The sequence below is a fragment of the Epibacterium ulvae genome (assembly GCF_900102795.1).
Lineage (GTDB): Bacteria > Pseudomonadota > Alphaproteobacteria > Rhodobacterales > Rhodobacteraceae > Epibacterium > Epibacterium ulvae.
Genome location: NZ_FMWG01000010.1, coordinates 87,207 through 103,460, shown reverse-complemented (window position 1 = coordinate 103,460; position 16,254 = coordinate 87,207). Strand labels below are relative to the sequence as shown.

Here is a 16,254-nt window from a genome sequence, read left to right as displayed (position 1 = left end):
TTTCGATTTGGATCGGATCTATGCGTTTTCTTTCCCTTGTATTTGCCACGACATTGGCACCGCTCACCGCTTTTGCGCAATGTGGCGGAAATTTTTCCAGTTTTACCGAATCCATGAAAAACGAAGCGGTCAATGCAGGGTATGAACCCGCGCTGGTCCGCCGTTTCTTTGCAAACGTGCGCCAAGACCCAAAGGTTCTGAAAGCGGATCGCGCGCAGGGCGTGTTTCAAAAACCCTTTATCGATTTCACGCGCCATCTGATTTCGCAAAATCGTATCAATCGCGGCCAGACCATGTCGCAAAAATACGATGCAATCTTTCGCCGGATTGAAAGCACATACGGTATTGACCGTGGCGTTTTGCTTGCGTTCTGGGCCTTTGAAACAGACTATGGCAGCTTCCAAGGCGATTTTAACACCCTGAATGCGCTGGTCACACTCGCACATGATTGCCGCCGCCCTGATCTTTTTCGCCCACAGGTTTTTGCGGCCCTAGAATTGTACAAGAATGGTGACTTTGATCCCAATACGACCACTGGCGCCTGGGCCGGTGAAATTGGCATGGTGCAAATGCTGCCCGGCGACATTCTGGAAAACGGTGTCGATGCAGATGGTGACGGGCATGTCCGTTTGAAAACCTCGGCCCCTGATGCGCTGATGTCTGGCGCCAAGATGCTTTCGAGTTTTGGATGGAAAGCCAGCGAACCATGGCTGCAAGAGGTCACAGTACCCGCCAACATGGATCTTTCAAAAACGGGGTCCAACCAAAAATTATCGATAAATGACTGGCAGGCCATGGGTGTTGTGCCTCGCTCAGGCACATGGGAGGCACGCGACACCGAGGCCTCACTGATCCTGCCGCAGGGACATAAAGGCCCAGCCTTTATCGCTTATCCAAATTTTGACGTTTACTTTGAATGGAACCAAAGCTTCACTTATGTTTTGACCGCTGCATATTTCGCCAATCGGTTGGAGGGTGATCCCGTTTATCAGGCTGGCAACCCTGAACAGGGACTTAGCGGGGCACAGATGAAGCAATTGCAGAAGGCATTGCAATCAAAAGGACATGACGTCGGTAAAGTCGATGGCATCTTAGGTGCAAAGACCCGCATCGCCGTTCAAAAAGAACAAAAACGTCTTGGTCTGCCTGCGGATGCATGGCCAACGCCTGCTTTGTTGCAGAAATTATAAAACGGGCTTAGCGCACCGGAAACCGGTCCCCGGTTTCCGTAATCACAACGACACGCCCCGCAGATCGCACCAAGAGATCACATCGCATGGTTCCGTTGATAAAGTCGACGCAAATGCTGCCATCTTGCGCGATATGGTAAGTGCCCCAAGCGGTGCCGGACCCATTTTCAACACCATAGGTGTAGGCATAAGCGCCGCCTGCTCCGTAAAATGATTCTCCGTCATCAAAGAACAAAAGAGACTGACCCGGGAGAGCTTGCAGCTCATCATGAGAGAAAGGCTGATCACCTGGGCGCAATTGCCAATCTGCGGCATGAAGCAAGCCCGCAGAAAGATAGAAAAAAAGGAGCATGACTAGTCTCATGCTCCCATCATAACTGAATACGGGGTGATACGGCTTTCACGTTGCCGTGACCACGTCAGGCCACCATGGTTTCTGCTTTCTTCAGGTCGACCGATACCAGTTGGCTGACACCTTTCTCCTGCATCGTGACACCAAACAAACGGTCCATCCGCGACATTGTCACTGCATGGTGCGTGATAATCAAAAAACGGGTGTCTGTCTGACGTGTCATCTCATCCAGCAAATCGCAGAACCGCGTCACATTGGCATCATCAAGCGGCGCGTCGACCTCGTCCAAGACACAAATAGGCGCTGGATTTGACAGGAAAACAGCAAAGATCAAAGCAAGCGCTGTCAACGTCTGCTCCCCCCCTGACAAGAGCGACAACGTTGATAGTTTTTTGCCCGGCGGCTGACACATGATTTCCAGACCTGCATCCAGAGGATCGTCACTTTCAACCATCATCAGCTTTGCTTCCCCACCACCAAACAGGTGTTGAAACAGCATTGAGAAACTGCTGTTTACCTGTTCAAAGGCCGTCAAAAGCCGTTCTCGCCCTTCTTTGTTGAGCCCTGCAATTCCTCCGCGCAAGGTTTTAATCGCTTCTTCAAGATCGCTTTTCTCAGAGACTAGCTGGTCATGCTCTTCCTGAACCTCACGCGCGTCTTCTTCCGCACGCAGATTTACCGCGCCTAAATTATCGCGTTGTCGTTTCAACACAGCCACTTGTTCTTCAAGAACTTCTGCGCTCTCCATATCATCGACAGCGATATCGAGCTGTTCTAACAACACCTCCGGGGTGACTTGCTGCTCTTCCAGAATACGGGCCGCAGCTGCGTTGAGTGTTTCCTTTGCACTTTCCGCCAAGGCCTCGGTTCGCGCCCGTTCCTCTCGTGCGTCAGATGCAAGGCGTTCTGCGTCGCGCTCTGCCTGAACCGCATCACGTAGCACAGCTTCAGCCGCAACCACAGCTTCGGTAGCAGATGACTTACGCAGTTCGGCTCCGGTGATCGTTTCTGCCAGCTCTTCACGTGTTTCTGCGATCTCTGCGGGCAACGCCATTGCCGCTTCCAATTCATCTTCGGCGGTTTCACGCCGTGCGATCAGTTCTGAGACGCGTTTAGCGGCCGTTTCCTGACGATGCTTCCACCCAGACAGTTCTTTTGTCACCTCTTGTGCGCGACGCAAACGGGCCGCTCCTTGGCGGCGCAGCTCATCATGAGTAGATCGATGTGTCAGCATCGTGATCCGCGCCGCTTCTACGGTGTGCTTGATATCTTCAACCGTGGCGCGTGCAGCATCCAGATCGCCAAGATGAGATTGTCCCGCCTGCGCTTCGGTCAAACGTGACTGGGCCTCAGCTGCGTCACTCTCATGACGCGCAACTGCAACGCCCAAAGTTTCCACCTTGCCCTGCGCCACATTGCGGTCTGCTTCTGCACGGCTTAACGCGCGCGCCGCCTCTGCCACACGTTGGTCTGCTGTCCGGCGCGCCTGACGCGCTGCTTGTTCGGCCTGTTTTGCCGTCTCTAGCTGACTGAGCTGTTGTTCGTGGGTTTGTCGCACAGTTTCAGTACGTGTAGCACAGTCATCTGCGTCCTGTTTGAGACGCGCAAGGCGGTTCATTTGTTCTAACCGCAACGCCGCAGCACTTGGCGCATCCTCAGCCCAGGCCCGGAACCCATCCCAACGCCAAAGATCGCCAGTCACTGTCACAAGACGCTGACCCGGGAGCAGATCGACCTGCAACGCCTGTGCTGTCTCAGCATCCACAACCCCGATTTGCGACAAACGCCGTGCCAAGGCCGCGGGAGCCTTCACATAGGCTGCAAGTGGCGTAACACCTTCAGGCAAAGCCAGGGCATTATCGTATTGGGGGAGATCCAACCAACCGCTTGGGCCGTCGGCCTGTGCCAAAGGCGCGCGCAAATCATCAGCCACCGCTGCCCCTAGCGCCTTTTCAAAACCTGACTGCACCTGCAGATCATCAATAATTTGACCGCCTTCAACCGTGTCGCGCTCCACCAATTTAGCAAGAGCGGTAACTTCAGCCTGCAGCGCGCCAAGTTCACCTTCGGCCTCGCCGCGTGCTTTGCGCGCATCTGCCTCTTGGGTTTCACAACCCGCACGCGTTTCTTCGGAGGACATCAATTGTTCTTCAGCAGCTTCCACAGCGTCGCGCGCCAGTTCTTCGGCCTCACCGGCTTGTTCCAGACGGTCTTGTGCACTTTCCAAAGCCTCACGCGCAGCTTCTGCCGCATCGCGCGCGCTTGCCCCTTCGTCAGCCGCACGTGTCAAAGCACGCTGGCAATCTTCAACAAGCCGCCGCGCAGATTGGTGACGCGCGGCAAGACGCGCCACATCTTCTGTCACCTGTGCCAGATTGTCTTCGCGCTCTTTCAGAACCTCTGTGGCAGCTTCTGCTGTTTCTTCGGCTTCCTGCAAGCGGTCATCCTGACCATCACGAGCCTTATCCAGCTCACGTGCTTCCCACTGCAGACGTTCAATCGTTTCACCGGCATCGCGGCTCAGACCGCCTTCGCGGTCAATATCCTGCCCCAGTTGGCCAATGCGATTGTTCAGCGTCTCGATGGTTTGTCGTGCTTGGGCTTCTTGCTCACTTAACGTATCTCGCTGGGCAAAAAGGCGTTGAAGCACAGCAACCGCAATCGCCTCTTCCTCCCGAAGGGGGGGCAATGCATTTTCTGCTTCACCACGCTTTTCACCAGCTAATCGTGCCAAAGCTTCAGCCTTAGCCGCCTGAGTAGACCGGGTTGTCAACGCCGCTTGTGCCGCGACGCATGCCTGATCTGCCTCAAGCCAACGACGATACAATAACGTGCCTTCCGCCATGCGGAGGTTTTCACCAATGCTACGATAGCGCATCGCCTGTTTGGCTTGACGGCCCAATTGTGAAAGCTGGCTTGCCAGTTGCTCGATCACGTCATCGACACGCAATAGGTTTTGCTCGGTGTTCTTAAGCTTCAGTTCGGCCTCGTGACGACGCTGATAGAGACCTGAAATACCTGCGGCTTCTTCCAGAATGCGACGACGTGCTTTGGGCTTTGCATTGATCAGCTCAGCAATCTGACCCTGGCGTACCAAAGACGGCGAATGCGCCCCCGTAGAGGCATCCGCAAATAGCATCTGCACATCACGTGCGCGCGTATCTTTGCCATTGGCCTTAAACGCACTACCTACATCACGGGTAATACGTCGAATGATTTCCAATTGATCCTGATCGTTAAACGCCGCTGGCGCCAGACGATCCTGATTGTCTATAGTCAAAGAGACTTCTGCAAAGTTGCGCGCAGGCCGCGAACTGGCCCCCGCAAAGATCACATCTTCCATTCCGCCACCGCGCATGGCCTTGGGGCGGGTTTCGCCCATCACCCAGCGCAATGCTTCCAAAAGATTGGATTTGCCACAACCATTGGGGCCAACAACACCTGTCAGACCATCTGCAATAGTAAGATCTGTGGGGTCCACAAAACTCTTGAAGCCGTTCAGCTTAAGTTTGGAAAAGCGCAACTTGGTCTCTCATTTTATCAGCAATGCCAGATTTCACCCCGTCCAACAGAAGCTGTCAATGAAAATACCACAGTATTAAGCATCAAATACGCTGTATTCCGCTACATCTAGTGGTATGACAGAGGCCGTTCAGACCCGGATGAGACCGATCATGTCAGGTTGACCGCGTGTAACGCTGTTTCCTTAGTCCTGCAATGGCAATGGGCGCGAACCCCATACTTTGATCCACTGGATAGCACCCAGCCAGCAAGGTTTCGCCAAAACGCTATACAGCCGTCAGCACCCGCGCCAGGCGCTGCACCCCTTCCCTAATGCTATCTGGCTTTCCACAAGAAAAGCTCAAACGGGCGGTATTTGCGCCGCTGCCATCTGCATGAAAGGCTTGGCCCGGTACGAAAGCTATTTTTTCTTGCTCAAGCGCCCGTTTTAACAGCGCAGCGCCATCAATATGCGGTGGCAAGGTCAACCACACAAACATACCGCCCTCTGGCTGGCTCCAATGCACACCATCAGGCATATAGGACGTCAGCGCATTCAACATCACATCTCGCCGCTCCCGGTAACTCTTCCGCAAATACTCCAGATGCGCAGGGAAACCCTCGCTCAACACATGTGAAACCAGCATTTGGTTCAGCGTTGGAGAATGAAGATCCGATGCCTGCTTGATCAGAACCATCTGGTCGATCAGCGGTTTCGCAGCAACAATCCATCCCACACGCAAACCTGGTGCAAGCGTTTTGGAGAAAGACCCACAATAAAGCGTTCGACACCTGTTGATATCGCCAGTACGCTTCAGCTCTAACGACAGAATAGAGGGGATCGCCTCTCCTTCGTACCGCAAGGCCTGATAGGCAGCATCTTCAATCACAGCACAATCAAGCGTTGTTGCGCGATCCAACAACGCCTCACGTGCGCCACATCCCAGCGTTTCGCCCGTTGGGTTGGAAAAATCCGGAACAACATAGGCGAATTTTACGCAGCTGCCTGCCGCTTGTGCGGCTGCAGTCGACACTTCAGGTGACTGGTTCCCTTGGACCTGCAACCGATCGTAACGCGGCTCGTAGGCATTAAAAGCAGCAAGCGCGCCCAGATAGGTCGGAGATTCGACCAAAGCCGTATCCCCCGGCGACAGGAAGAGTTTGCCAATATAATCTAGCGCCTGCTGCGACCCGGATGTGATTAAAATATTTTCAACACCACAAGGAACGCCAAGATCCGCCATATGCGCCTTTAACTGCTGGCGCAGACCAAGATCGCCCTCGCTAATCGAATATTGCAAGGGCTCTGCCTGTGTCAGAACCTCAGCCGAGGCTCTTTGAAAGGCCTCTCTTGGAAAGAATTCTGGATCCGGAATACCCCCCGCAAAGGAAATCACCTCTGGCTGATCCAACAGTTTCAAAAGCTCGCGAATTTCCGAAGCTTTCATAAAGTGATGGCGAGATGCGAGTAATCTTTCAAATTCCATGTCAAATCTTTCCACTTGATACTTCGATAGACTTACTTGAATGGAAATATATGTCAATATTGCTGACATATATTTTTACTGCACTTGAGCCCACCCCTTACTCGTGGTCATATAGGTTGACCAATTTCTGGAAGACCCAAAATCCATGCCCTTTCAAAAAGTGACACCCGAAAAACTCTCGACCTCTGTCGTGCGCCAAATAGAGCAACTGATCTTGCGCGGTGTCTTATCACCAGGGGATCGCCTGCCAGCAGAACGGGATTTGGCAGAACGCCTCGGTGTTTCACGCCCCTCCCTGCGTGACGCAATCGCAGAGCTGCAAGCCCGGGGATTACTCAGCGCGAAACCGGGGTCCGGTGTCTACGTGGCAGATGCATTGGGCTCTGCATTTTCACCTGCGCTCGTCGATCTCTTCGCCAATCACGATGAAGCAGTCTTTGACTACCTGACTTTTCGTCGTGAAATCGAAGGGCTGGCTGCCGAACGCGCTGCACGGCTTGGCTCAGAAGATGATCTAAAAGTCATACAGGCCATATTTGACAAAATGGTCGCAGCAGGAGGGCCTGCGCATTCAGATGAAGCAGCGCGACTGGACGCGCAGTTCCATGCTGCAATTATGGATGCGAGCCACAATGTGGTCATGTTACATGTCATGCGCTCTATGCTTGAACTACTGCGGGAAGGTGTTTTCTATAATCGCCGCATTATGTTCCAACGCCACACCAGCCGCGATGCGTTGATTGCCCAACATCGCGACATCAACATGGCGATACAGGCGCGTGATGCCGTTAAAGCCCGTGCCGCGGTTGAACACCATTTGGATTATGTCAAACAAGCCCTGGCAGATCATCAACGCAGCGAACGCAATGCCCATGTTGCACGTCAACGACTAGAACAAGAAGATGCGCGCAATTAGTCCCGCCTAGCAACTTAAATAGCGCAATGCTGCAACACCCGCCCAGCGCCCTGTGGCGAGACACGCTGTAAGCAAATACCCCCCTGTTGGCGCCTCCCAGTCAAGCATCTCTCCCGCACAGAAAACGCCGGCGCGGTCGCGCAACATCAATCCGCTATCAAACGCAGCTGCGTGCACACCACCTGCGGTCGAGATTGCCTCATCCATGGGGCGCAGACCTTCATGAAGCACAGTCACAGATTTCAGAAGCACGGCCAAATCAAAGGGGGCCTGCGGCAGGGGGCGCGCAAACTCCTGCAAAACAGCCAAGGCAGCGGGCGACAGCTTAAGCGTTTTTCGCATATGATTAGAAAACGACGTTTTGCCTTGAGAACGCTGTAGACGCTGCACAATTTGATCTACTGTCAAATCTGGCAGTAAATCTATCGTCAGCGCAGCCCCGTCACGTATTGCGGCCGAAACACTATAGATACCTCCGCCCTCGAGTCCTCGCTCCGACAAAACTGCCTCTCCACGCGATGTCAGATGTCCTGCACAAAGGGCGATCCCTTTTAACGGGGTACCCAAATGACGGTGTATATGACCAGACCACGTGATACTCAGCCCGGCATTGGCAGGCTTGAAGGGAGCCAATGAGATATTGGCCGTTGCCAATGTTTCAGCCCAAACACCATCGGATCCCAAACGCGCCCAACTGGCACCGCCCAGCGCAAGAATGGTAGCGCGCGCTGTTTTCTTTTGAAACCCGTCGGGGGTCTGAAATAATAACCCTTCGCCCTCCCATCCAGTCCAACGCCACCTTGTAGAGACCCTCACGCCTTGTGCCTCTAATCGGGCGAGCCAAGCACGCAACAGAGGAGACGCTTTCATTTCTGTCGGGAAAACACGACCAGTGGAGCCGCTGAACACCTGCCGCCCTAAGCCCGTGGCCCAAGCCTGCGCTTCTACCGGACCAAAGGCCTGCAGCATAGGATCCAACCATGATCGCGCGGAACCGTAGTGAGGTAAGAACGCCTCAAGCGGTTCGTCTTTGGTCAAATTCAATCCAGACTTTCCAGCCATCAAGAATTTTCGTGCGACAGAAGGCTTGGCTTCCGCAACCAGCACTGACAGGCCAGACGCACTAAGGATATCAGCTGCCATCAGCCCCGCTGGACCTGCCCCGACCACAATCACATCCCAATTCTCTGCCACTGATCTCTCCTGTCACACTCGCCCTGGACCCATCTAGCTCAGAGATCGCTCTTTTGCGAGAGATGCAATCAACGACAAACCTGTAAGATCTCATGGGCGAGTTCTGGGCGCGCGTGTGAAGCGTCATGCAACAGATCATGGGCTGTATCTATCAACTGTTCAGGCGGTACAATACGATCCACCAGCCCCCAGCTGAGTGCCTCAGCCGCGGGTATTTTCTGACCTGCAGCCAAAATCATTTTTGTACGCGCAGGTCCGATCAGCGCTTTGAGGCGTTTGACATCAGACGGCTGGGGCAGAAATCCAAGTTTCATAACAGGATAAAAGATCTTCACCTCATGCGCTGCGATCCGAAGATCACAGGCCAGCGCCATACCATTCGCCCCCCCAGCCATGGCACCGTTCAACGCAGCAATCGTCAAACACGGTAGTGCTGCCACCGCAGATGAGAGTTCTTCCCAAAGCGGCGAGATCGCAAGCCCGTTATGCGCCGCATCAAGATCAGCACCGGCGCTGAACACCTTGCCAGCACCTGTCAAAATCAATCCACGTGCCGCCTTAGCCTCATGCATTGTCTTGATCATGCTTTCCAGCATCTCAGCTGTTAATGCATTTGCTTTTTCTGGACGATCCAAAACCACCGTCCAGATATCAGTTTCGCTTTTTTGTACGTGGATCATATCAAGCCGACACGGCGACGAATGCTTTCTTCTCTTAGGGAGATTTCCTCTCCAATGAATTCATCCGCATCCGGGCTACACATCCACAAAAGCGTTCGCGCAGGCCAATCAGCCGGAATATGATCATCCCAATCCAATGCGCTGACCGGATTTATGCCACTTGCTTTGATCTCGCGCTGCATTTGGGTCGCAACTGTCCCCGGCGAAAGCCCCATAACGCGCAAACCGTTTGCACGCTCTTCCAGATCCAAAGCACTTGTGAGCATAGCAGCCCCGGCTTTTGACGTACAATAGGCGCTCCAGCCTTCCAGAGGACGATGTGCTGCACCAGATGACACCGTGATGACAGTACCGTTGCCAGCCTTTTTCATCACGGGTAAGACAGCACGCATACCGTTGAAAACGCCGCCAATATTGACATCTACCAGCCGTGTCCAAGCTGCAGGGTCAACATCTTCGAGGCGTGAAATCGGTTCAATCATGCCCGCATTATTGATCAAGACATCAATATTGCCCCAAGCTTCACAGACATGATCTATAGCACGCTGAACCGAAGCATAATCAGCAACATCACACGGCAAAGGGATCGCATTTTCACCAATTTCTTCAGCCAGCGCCAAAAGTGCATCACCATCACGCGCCAAAAGCGCCACATGTGCCCCCGCATCGGCAAAAACCCGCGCAGCTGCAGCCCCTATACCGCGGCTTGCGCCCGTTATAGCAACATATTTGTTATTGAAATCCATGGGATAAATCTCCAAGTTTCGGCTTGATAAATGTGATAAACTGATGATGGGGAACGGTCCAGTCTTTGGCACCTTGAAGCATTCAACAGCTTTACTAAATCTGATCCACCCGATCATGAAGAAAGGTATTTCTATGTCCACTCCCTTTTTAAAGCACAGCTGCAGTGCAGCAGCGCTACTGGTTCTTTCTGCCCAGATAGCCGCAGCGGACATCAATGCTCAGGATGTGTGGGGCGACTGGAAATCTTATATAACAGGCGCCGGGTATGAGCTGACGGCAACCGAGACCACTTCTGGAGACACGCTAACTGTCAGCGATATCTCAGTTGAACTGTCATTGCCCGATACTGAAGCGATGCTAACCGTTACCCTCCCTGCGGTTTCCTTTATCGAAAACGGCGACGGTACTGTTACAGTCAACATGACCGAAGAATCTCTGATCGGATTTGTTGTCGATGATGAGAGTGAATCTGCTGAGGGCGAAATCGTGTATCGTCAGGATGCAAACGCAATGTTGGTGTCCGGCGAACCAAATGACATGGTTTATGATTATGCCACCTCGCAAGCTTTGCTAGAGCTAACTTCTCTGGTTGTTGACGGAGTGGAACTTCCCGAAGACTGGCTGTCACTTTCAATTGCAATGGACGATGTGCAATCGCGCACCAATATGAAGTTGGACGAAATACGCAATTACGTCCAAGACTACTCTATCGCCGCGCTAAACTACGATATCCAGTTCAAAATTCCCGAAGAAAATGCCAATGGAGCTTTTACGGGCACTGTAAACGATCTAAAATTTACCGGCACAAGCGCTGTCCCAGCAGATACAGATAGCACTGATATTGAAGCCCTGTTTGCCGCAGGACTGTCCTTTGAAGGCACGTCTTCTATGGGCAGCGCAAGTGGCTCTGGCTCTATGACCGATGGCGAGCAGTCTTTTCAATTCAGCGGACAATCCAATGGCGGCAAAGCCGATGTTGCTGTCAGTAATCAGTCCATCAGCTACGATGTTATACAAAGCGAAGCGGATATCAGTGTCACCAGCTCAGATATCCCGTTCCCAATCAGCCTGTCACTAGCCGAGCTTGGCTTTAACGTGCTGGTACCGCTTGCGCAGTCCGAGGAAGAGCAGGACTTTGCCTTTGGCCTGACATTGCGTGACTTCAATGTACCCGATTTGTTCTGGAGCATGGTTGATCCTGGCAATGTCCTTCCCCGCGATCCAGCCTCTTTAGTGCTGAAGCTTGCAGGAAAGGGCAAAGTTCTCACCGATATCTTCGATCCAGAAGCTCTCATCGCACTGGAAGAAGGTGACGCTGAGCCCGGCGAAATCAATGCACTCTCCCTGAACGAGCTTTTGGTGTCAGCGGCGGGTGCCACGCTCACTGGTACAGGTGATTTCACCTTTAACAATGATGACCTTGATACGTTTGATGGTCTACCGGCCCCATCTGGTACTGCAAATCTGCAATTACATGGAGCAAACGGCCTGTTGGACAGTCTTGTGCAAATGGGACTTCTAAGCGACAGCGATGCAACAGGAGCACGTCTGATGATGGGTTTGCTTGCTGTGCCCGGTGACGGAGAAGATTCGCTAAAATCCGAAATTGAGATCAGCGAAAATGGTCAGATCAAAGCCAACGGCCAGCGCATAAAATAAAGCAAAATGCGCATGACACATGGAGGGGGCGTGCAACAACGGCCCCTTTTTATCCACTCAACTCTTGCAGGACCAGCAAGGGCTGGATAGCTCTGGTTTCAGCGATAATGATCTGCAGGTGCCTATGACCCAATCTCCCGAAGCTCTAAGCCATGCCCTTTTGTCTGCAGCAAAGGCAGCTGGCGCTGATACGGCTGATGCAATGGTTGCCACAGGGCAATCCCTTTCTATCGAGGTGCGGAATGGTAAGCTCGAACATGCAGAGCGATCGGAGGGGCTGGATCTGGGTTTGAGGGTCTTGATCGGTCAACGTCAAGCAGTAGTGTCGACATCCGACGCACGCCCAGAAACTCTAACAACCATGGCAGAACGTGCGGTGGCAATGGCAAAAGAAGCACCTGAAGACCCTTACGCTGGCCTTGCGTCTTCGGATCAATTGGCAAAAACATGGGACATTGACGCCTTAGAGCTCTGCGACCCTTCTGAAGAACCATCTCCTGACACATTAAAAACTGATGCGCTTGAGGCTGAAGCTGCAGCTCTGGCTGTTACTGATGTCGCACAGGTGCAAGGTGCGGGTGCAGGATATGGGCATCACCGCATACATCTGGCCAATAGCAATGGGTTTTCAGGCGGCTACACGCGCACAACGCGTTCCCTGTCTGCGACCGCAATTGCAGGATCTGGAACAGAAATGGAACGCGATTACGATGGCGATTCCAGAACCTTTCAAAGCGATCTGCGCGACGCCACTGAAATTGGCCGTACTGCTGGCGAACGTGCCGTCGCACGTTTTGGCGCGCGCAAACCTGAAACAGGCAGCTTTCCAATTTTATTCGACGAACGCATCGCCGCATCATTGATCGGTCACCTCCTGTCCGCATCAAACGGAGCTGCGATTGCGCGGGGCGCCTCTTGGTTAAAGGATTCTTTGGGAGACCAGGTGCTCCCAGCACAGATGTCCGTGATCGAAGACCCAACACGCCCACGCGTTGCGGGATCTCGCCCCTTTGATGGTGAAGGGCTTGCAACCCAGCGCCGCGCCATTATCGAAGACGGTGTTTTGACGGGCTGGACGTTAGATTTAGCGTCTGCACGCAAACTGGGTCTTCAAAGCACAGGCAATGCCGCACGTGGAATCGGCTCGATCCCCTCTCCGGCGAATTGGAATATTTCGCTGACACCAGGCGAGCACAGCCGTCGTGATCTGCTACGCGATATGGGCACAGGGCTCCTTGTGACCTCTATGATTGGCTCAACAATCAACCCCAACACCGGAGATTATTCCCGTGGAGCGTCTGGTTTCTGGGTGATTGATGGCGAGATTTCACATCCTGTGAATGAGTGCACAATCGCAGGCAATCTAAAAGACATGCTGCGCACCATGATTTCCGCCAATGACGCGCGCAGCTACTTATCACGCATCGTCCCCTCGCTCTTGATTGAAGGCATGACCGTTGCAGGCAGCTGATCTTGATCTCTTAATTCAAGCTGCAGAACAGGCAGGTGACATCGCCTGTCGCTACACCGGCCCCACCGCGAAACGATGGGACAAACCAGACGGCGCAGGCCCTGTTACCGAAGCAGATCTGGCGGTGAATGCCTATTTGGAAGATCACCTGCAGAACGCACGCCCCTCTTATGGGTGGTTGTCTGAAGAAAGCGCCGACAGTGATCTACGCCTCACAAAAGACTGTGTGTTTATCATAGATCCCATCGACGGAACCCGCAGTTTTGCCGAAGGATCACGCACCTGGGCGCATTCGTTCGCCATCGCCCAACAGGGGCATATTACCCATGCAGTCGTTTACCTGCCTCAACGCGACCTGATGTTCACCGCCAGCAGTGGCGGCGGTAGTTTCTGCAATGGTAGACAACTTGAGGTTTCAGCACATAACGATTGGAACACCGCCAATATTCTGGCACCCAAACCCAATTTGTCCCCCGAACACTGGCATACAAATGAGAGCCCCAGTTTTCAGCGCCATTTCCGCCCCTCTCTGGCCTATCGCCTTGCTTCGGTCGCCTCGGGCAAATTTGATGCGATGATAACACTACGCGCAAGCTGGGAATGGGACATCGCGGCTGGAGATTTACTGATCCGTGAAGCAGGCGGTGTAACTTCAGATCGCACGGGACAGGCCTTGCGGTTCAACACAGCAGATAAAAAACTAAACGGGGTTCTTGGCGCAAACCAAACGATACACCAAGATCTGCAAGAGGCCTTGCGAGACGTCTCTTTGTAGCGTGTTGAAACAATGGCAAGCTTGACCTAGAACTTTGATCCCCTAGGGTGCACCGTCTGACACAGCACTATCTCACAAAGGATCTGCTTTCAATGAACTGGCGTTCGCCTGAAATTGGCCGTCTTGTACAAAACCAGACCCGCCCCCAAGGGGAAGTGATCTGGGTCCATGTGAACAGCCAGGAACGCTATCTTGTACTAAGTGATCTTGGGATTCGGTTGCGCCAAAATCGTCCCGATCTTTTTTTGCTCATCAGCTACGATCATGAAGACATGAGCGCTCCTCCCTCAAAAGACATGCAAAAAGAGCGTAATGAAATCCACATGGAAACGCCGGAAAACCTAAAGGATTTCCTAGAAACATGGCAGCCTGATTTGTGCATCTGGGCGGGTGGAACACCACAGCGATCGATCATTCGCAATTTAAAAGACTTTGATACTCCAGCTCTGCTTGTCGATATGACGACAGATGAATTTCCTGCGCGCAACTCTCGCTGGCTCCCCGATCAGCGCATCCGCGCTTTGAATGGTTTTGAACGTGTCATGACCTCATCAGACGTCGTGCAAGAGCGACTGCTGCGCTCGGGACTGGAGGCAGAAAAAATCTCCCTAACCGGTGCTCTACGTGTCTCAACCTGTCCGCCCCCCTGTTCCGAAGAAGACCTGGCACATATGCAAAAACAACTGGGCGGCAGGCCAGTTTGGCTGACCACCCATACCCGATTGGAAGAGTTGACCAGCATTCTGAACGCGCATCGCAAGGCCCTGAAGCTTCTACACCGCCTTTTACTGATTGTCTCGCTGGACAATTGGGCCGATCTGGAAGCGGCACGCGCCATTATTCGTGGATGTTCTTTAAACATGGCTGATTGGGACATTGGAGAAGATCCCGAAGAGCTCACCCAAGTGTTGCTCTGTGATGGCGATGATTTAGGCCTGTGGTATCGTTTATCACCCGTCTGTCTTATGGCTGGATCGCTGGAAAGACGTTTTACGGGGCACAACCCGCTTGATGCGGCTGCCCTTGGTTCTGCTGTTCTTTATGGCAAAGGCCACCGGGATCACGCCAATCTTTATGCTCAGTTAGAGGCTGCAGGCGCGGCAATCAAAGTACGTTCAATGGGGCAACTGGCTGACGAAGTGCTGCGTCTCTCTGCCCCAGATAAAGCTGCAGCAATGGCACTGGCAGGTTGGAAAGTCGTCACCGAAGGATCCGAAGCAACAGATCACCTTCTTGAAATCACACAAGACCTTTTAGACCTTCAGGAGGCACGCCATGAAACCGCCTGAGTTTTGGAACAAACCACCTGGTGTGTTTGACCTGCGCGCAAGTCTGCTAAATCCCCTGGGGAAACTATATGCGCATGTGACACGCAACAGGCTCTCCCAAAACGAGGCTGTACATGTCGACGTCCCGGTAATCTGTGTTGGCAATCTAAATGCCGGCGGCACCGGAAAGACACCAACGGTGATCTGGCTGGTCGATACCCTACGAAACATGGGCCATGAGCCACATGTTCTATCACGCGGCTATGGTGGGTCTTTAACTGGGCCGGTCCAAGTCGATCCCTCAACACACAAAGCAGACCAAGTTGGCGATGAGCCCTTATTAATCGCGGCCTTCGCTGAGGTCTGGGTTTCTAAGGCACGCGCCGAAGGTGCGAAAGCTGCGGTGCAGGCGGGGGCCACTGTCATTGTGATGGATGACGGCTTTCAAAACCCCGACCTCTACAAGGATTTCTCTCTCATTGTTGTGGACGCCGCCAAAGGGTTTGGAAACGGGCGCTGTCTGCCTGCTGGCCCCCTCCGCGAGCCTGTCACTGAAGGTCTGAAGCGCGGTGATCTGGTAATTTCACTCGGCAAGGAGAGCGATCAGGAAAGGTTTCACGACCTCTGGTCTCGGCAATTGCAGTCATGCACTCATGTCACCGCCGAGGTGCTGCCTTTGCAAACAGGCATGCCTTGGCAGGGCGCGCGGGTGTTGGCATTTGCCGGGATAGGGCATCCTGAAAAGTTTTTTGACACATTACGTGACCTAGGCGCAGATCTGGTGCGCTGCGAAGCGCTCAGCGATCATCAACCCTTTTCAAAAACACTGCTTGCGCGGTTGGAGCAAGACGCCAAACTGCACAACGCTCAACTGGTCACCACCGAAAAAGATGCGGTTCGTTTGCCCCAAAGCTATCGCTTCAAAGTGATTACGTTGCCCGTGCGCCTGCACCTCCCAAAAGCTGAAATAATCATAGAAAAAATACGCCAAATTGCGCCGCCTCCCCCATAGGA

At 53.2% G+C, this 16,254-nt stretch carries 13 protein-coding genes; 7 read left to right on the top strand and 6 right to left on the bottom strand.

Annotated features, from left to right (window positions below):
• Window positions 1-20 precede the first annotated feature (20 nt).
• Window positions 21-1,190, top strand: a complete 1,170-nt coding sequence (locus BLP79_RS14955; protein ID WP_090220312.1) for a lytic murein transglycosylase — start codon at window positions 21-23, stop codon at window positions 1,188-1,190.
• 7 nt (window positions 1,191-1,197) lie between these two features.
• Here BLP79_RS14955 and BLP79_RS14950 read toward each other — a convergent pair whose 3' ends face one another.
• From BLP79_RS14950 to BLP79_RS14940, 3 genes are all read right to left on the bottom strand, one after another.
• The gene (locus tag BLP79_RS14950; RefSeq protein ID WP_232716579.1) at window positions 1,198-1,542 is read right to left on the bottom strand and encodes a hypothetical protein; all 345 of its coding nucleotides are present in this window, start codon (window positions 1,540-1,542) and stop codon (window positions 1,198-1,200) included.
• 67 nt (window positions 1,543-1,609) lie between these two features.
• Window positions 1,610-5,065, bottom strand: a complete 3,456-nt coding sequence (locus BLP79_RS14945; protein ID WP_090220309.1) for a chromosome segregation SMC family protein — start codon at window positions 5,063-5,065, stop codon at window positions 1,610-1,612.
• Between the two features lie 265 nt (window positions 5,066-5,330).
• A complete protein-coding gene (locus BLP79_RS14940) occupies window positions 5,331-6,530 on the bottom strand; it encodes an aminotransferase-like domain-containing protein (RefSeq protein ID WP_090220307.1) in 1,200 nt (399 codons plus the stop codon).
• A gap of 145 nt (window positions 6,531-6,675) precedes the next feature.
• Between BLP79_RS14940 and BLP79_RS14935 the strand changes: the two genes are divergently transcribed.
• Window positions 6,676-7,446 carry a FadR/GntR family transcriptional regulator gene (locus BLP79_RS14935; RefSeq protein WP_090220305.1) on the top strand — a complete coding sequence of 257 codons (771 nt, stop codon included), beginning with the start codon at window positions 6,676-6,678 and terminating at the stop codon, window positions 7,444-7,446.
• Between the two features lie 6 nt (window positions 7,447-7,452).
• Here BLP79_RS14935 and BLP79_RS14930 read toward each other — a convergent pair whose 3' ends face one another.
• From BLP79_RS14930 to BLP79_RS14920, 3 genes are all read right to left on the bottom strand, one after another.
• Window positions 7,453-8,640, bottom strand: coding sequence for a TIGR03862 family flavoprotein (locus tag BLP79_RS14930; protein WP_090220304.1), 1,188 nt, complete (start codon window positions 8,638-8,640; stop codon window positions 7,453-7,455).
• Between the two features lie 68 nt (window positions 8,641-8,708).
• The gene (locus BLP79_RS14925; protein ID WP_090220302.1) at window positions 8,709-9,320 is read right to left on the bottom strand and encodes an enoyl-CoA hydratase/isomerase family protein; all 612 of its coding nucleotides are present in this window, start codon (window positions 9,318-9,320) and stop codon (window positions 8,709-8,711) included.
• Complete coding sequence (locus BLP79_RS14920) at window positions 9,317-10,066, bottom strand: SDR family oxidoreductase (protein ID WP_090220301.1); 750 nt, start codon at window positions 10,064-10,066, stop codon at window positions 9,317-9,319. The genes BLP79_RS14925 and BLP79_RS14920 overlap by 4 nt, the downstream gene beginning before the upstream one ends.
• 133 nt (window positions 10,067-10,199) lie before the next feature.
• Here BLP79_RS14920 and BLP79_RS14915 point away from each other — a divergent pair, with 133 nt between their 5' ends.
• The 5 genes from BLP79_RS14915 (at window position 10,200) to lpxK (ending at window position 16,252) form a co-directional block, all read left to right on the top strand.
• Complete coding sequence (locus tag BLP79_RS14915; protein ID WP_090220407.1) at window positions 10,200-11,726, top strand: DUF2125 domain-containing protein; 1,527 nt, start codon at window positions 10,200-10,202, stop codon at window positions 11,724-11,726.
• 124 nt (window positions 11,727-11,850) lie between these two features.
• On the top strand, window positions 11,851-13,197 hold the full coding sequence (locus BLP79_RS14910) for a TldD/PmbA family protein (RefSeq protein WP_090220406.1): 1,347 nt from the start codon (window positions 11,851-11,853) through the stop codon (window positions 13,195-13,197).
• Window positions 13,184-13,972, top strand: coding sequence for an inositol monophosphatase family protein (locus BLP79_RS14905; protein ID WP_090220300.1), 789 nt, complete (start codon window positions 13,184-13,186; stop codon window positions 13,970-13,972). Before BLP79_RS14910 ends, BLP79_RS14905 begins: the two co-directional genes overlap by 14 nt.
• A gap of 92 nt (window positions 13,973-14,064) precedes the next feature.
• Window positions 14,065-15,261: a 3-deoxy-D-manno-octulosonic acid transferase gene (locus BLP79_RS14900; protein ID WP_090220299.1), complete on the top strand. Its 1,197-nt coding sequence runs from the start codon at window positions 14,065-14,067 to the stop codon at window positions 15,259-15,261.
• On the top strand, window positions 15,248-16,252 hold the full coding sequence (lpxK, locus tag BLP79_RS14895; RefSeq protein ID WP_090220298.1) for a tetraacyldisaccharide 4'-kinase: 1,005 nt from the start codon (window positions 15,248-15,250) through the stop codon (window positions 16,250-16,252). The genes BLP79_RS14900 and lpxK overlap by 14 nt, the downstream gene beginning before the upstream one ends.
• Window positions 16,253-16,254 lie beyond the last annotated feature (2 nt).

What these genes read in the sequence shown, in the direction of transcription:
- BLP79_RS14955 (WP_090220312.1), top strand. Translation starts at nt 21, where the DNA reads ATGCGTTTTCTTTCCCTTGTATTTGCCACGACATTGGCACCGCTCACC.
- BLP79_RS14950 (WP_232716579.1), bottom strand. Translation starts at nt 1,542, where the DNA reads ATGCTCCTTTTTTTCTATCTTTCTGCGGGCTTGCTTCATGCCGCAGAT.
- BLP79_RS14940 (WP_090220307.1), bottom strand. Translation starts at nt 6,530, where the DNA reads ATGGAATTTGAAAGATTACTCGCATCTCGCCATCACTTTATGAAAGCT.
- BLP79_RS14935 (WP_090220305.1), top strand. Translation starts at nt 6,676, where the DNA reads ATGCCCTTTCAAAAAGTGACACCCGAAAAACTCTCGACCTCTGTCGTG.
- BLP79_RS14925 (WP_090220302.1), bottom strand. Translation starts at nt 9,320, where the DNA reads ATGATCCACGTACAAAAAAGCGAAACTGATATCTGGACGGTGGTTTTG.
- BLP79_RS14920 (WP_090220301.1), bottom strand. Translation starts at nt 10,066, where the DNA reads ATGGATTTCAATAACAAATATGTTGCTATAACGGGCGCAAGCCGCGGT.
- BLP79_RS14915 (WP_090220407.1), top strand. Translation starts at nt 10,200, where the DNA reads ATGTCCACTCCCTTTTTAAAGCACAGCTGCAGTGCAGCAGCGCTACTG.
- BLP79_RS14910 (WP_090220406.1), top strand. Translation starts at nt 11,851, where the DNA reads ATGACCCAATCTCCCGAAGCTCTAAGCCATGCCCTTTTGTCTGCAGCA.
- BLP79_RS14900 (WP_090220299.1), top strand. Translation starts at nt 14,065, where the DNA reads ATGAACTGGCGTTCGCCTGAAATTGGCCGTCTTGTACAAAACCAGACC.
- lpxK (WP_090220298.1), top strand. Translation starts at nt 15,248, where the DNA reads ATGAAACCGCCTGAGTTTTGGAACAAACCACCTGGTGTGTTTGACCTG.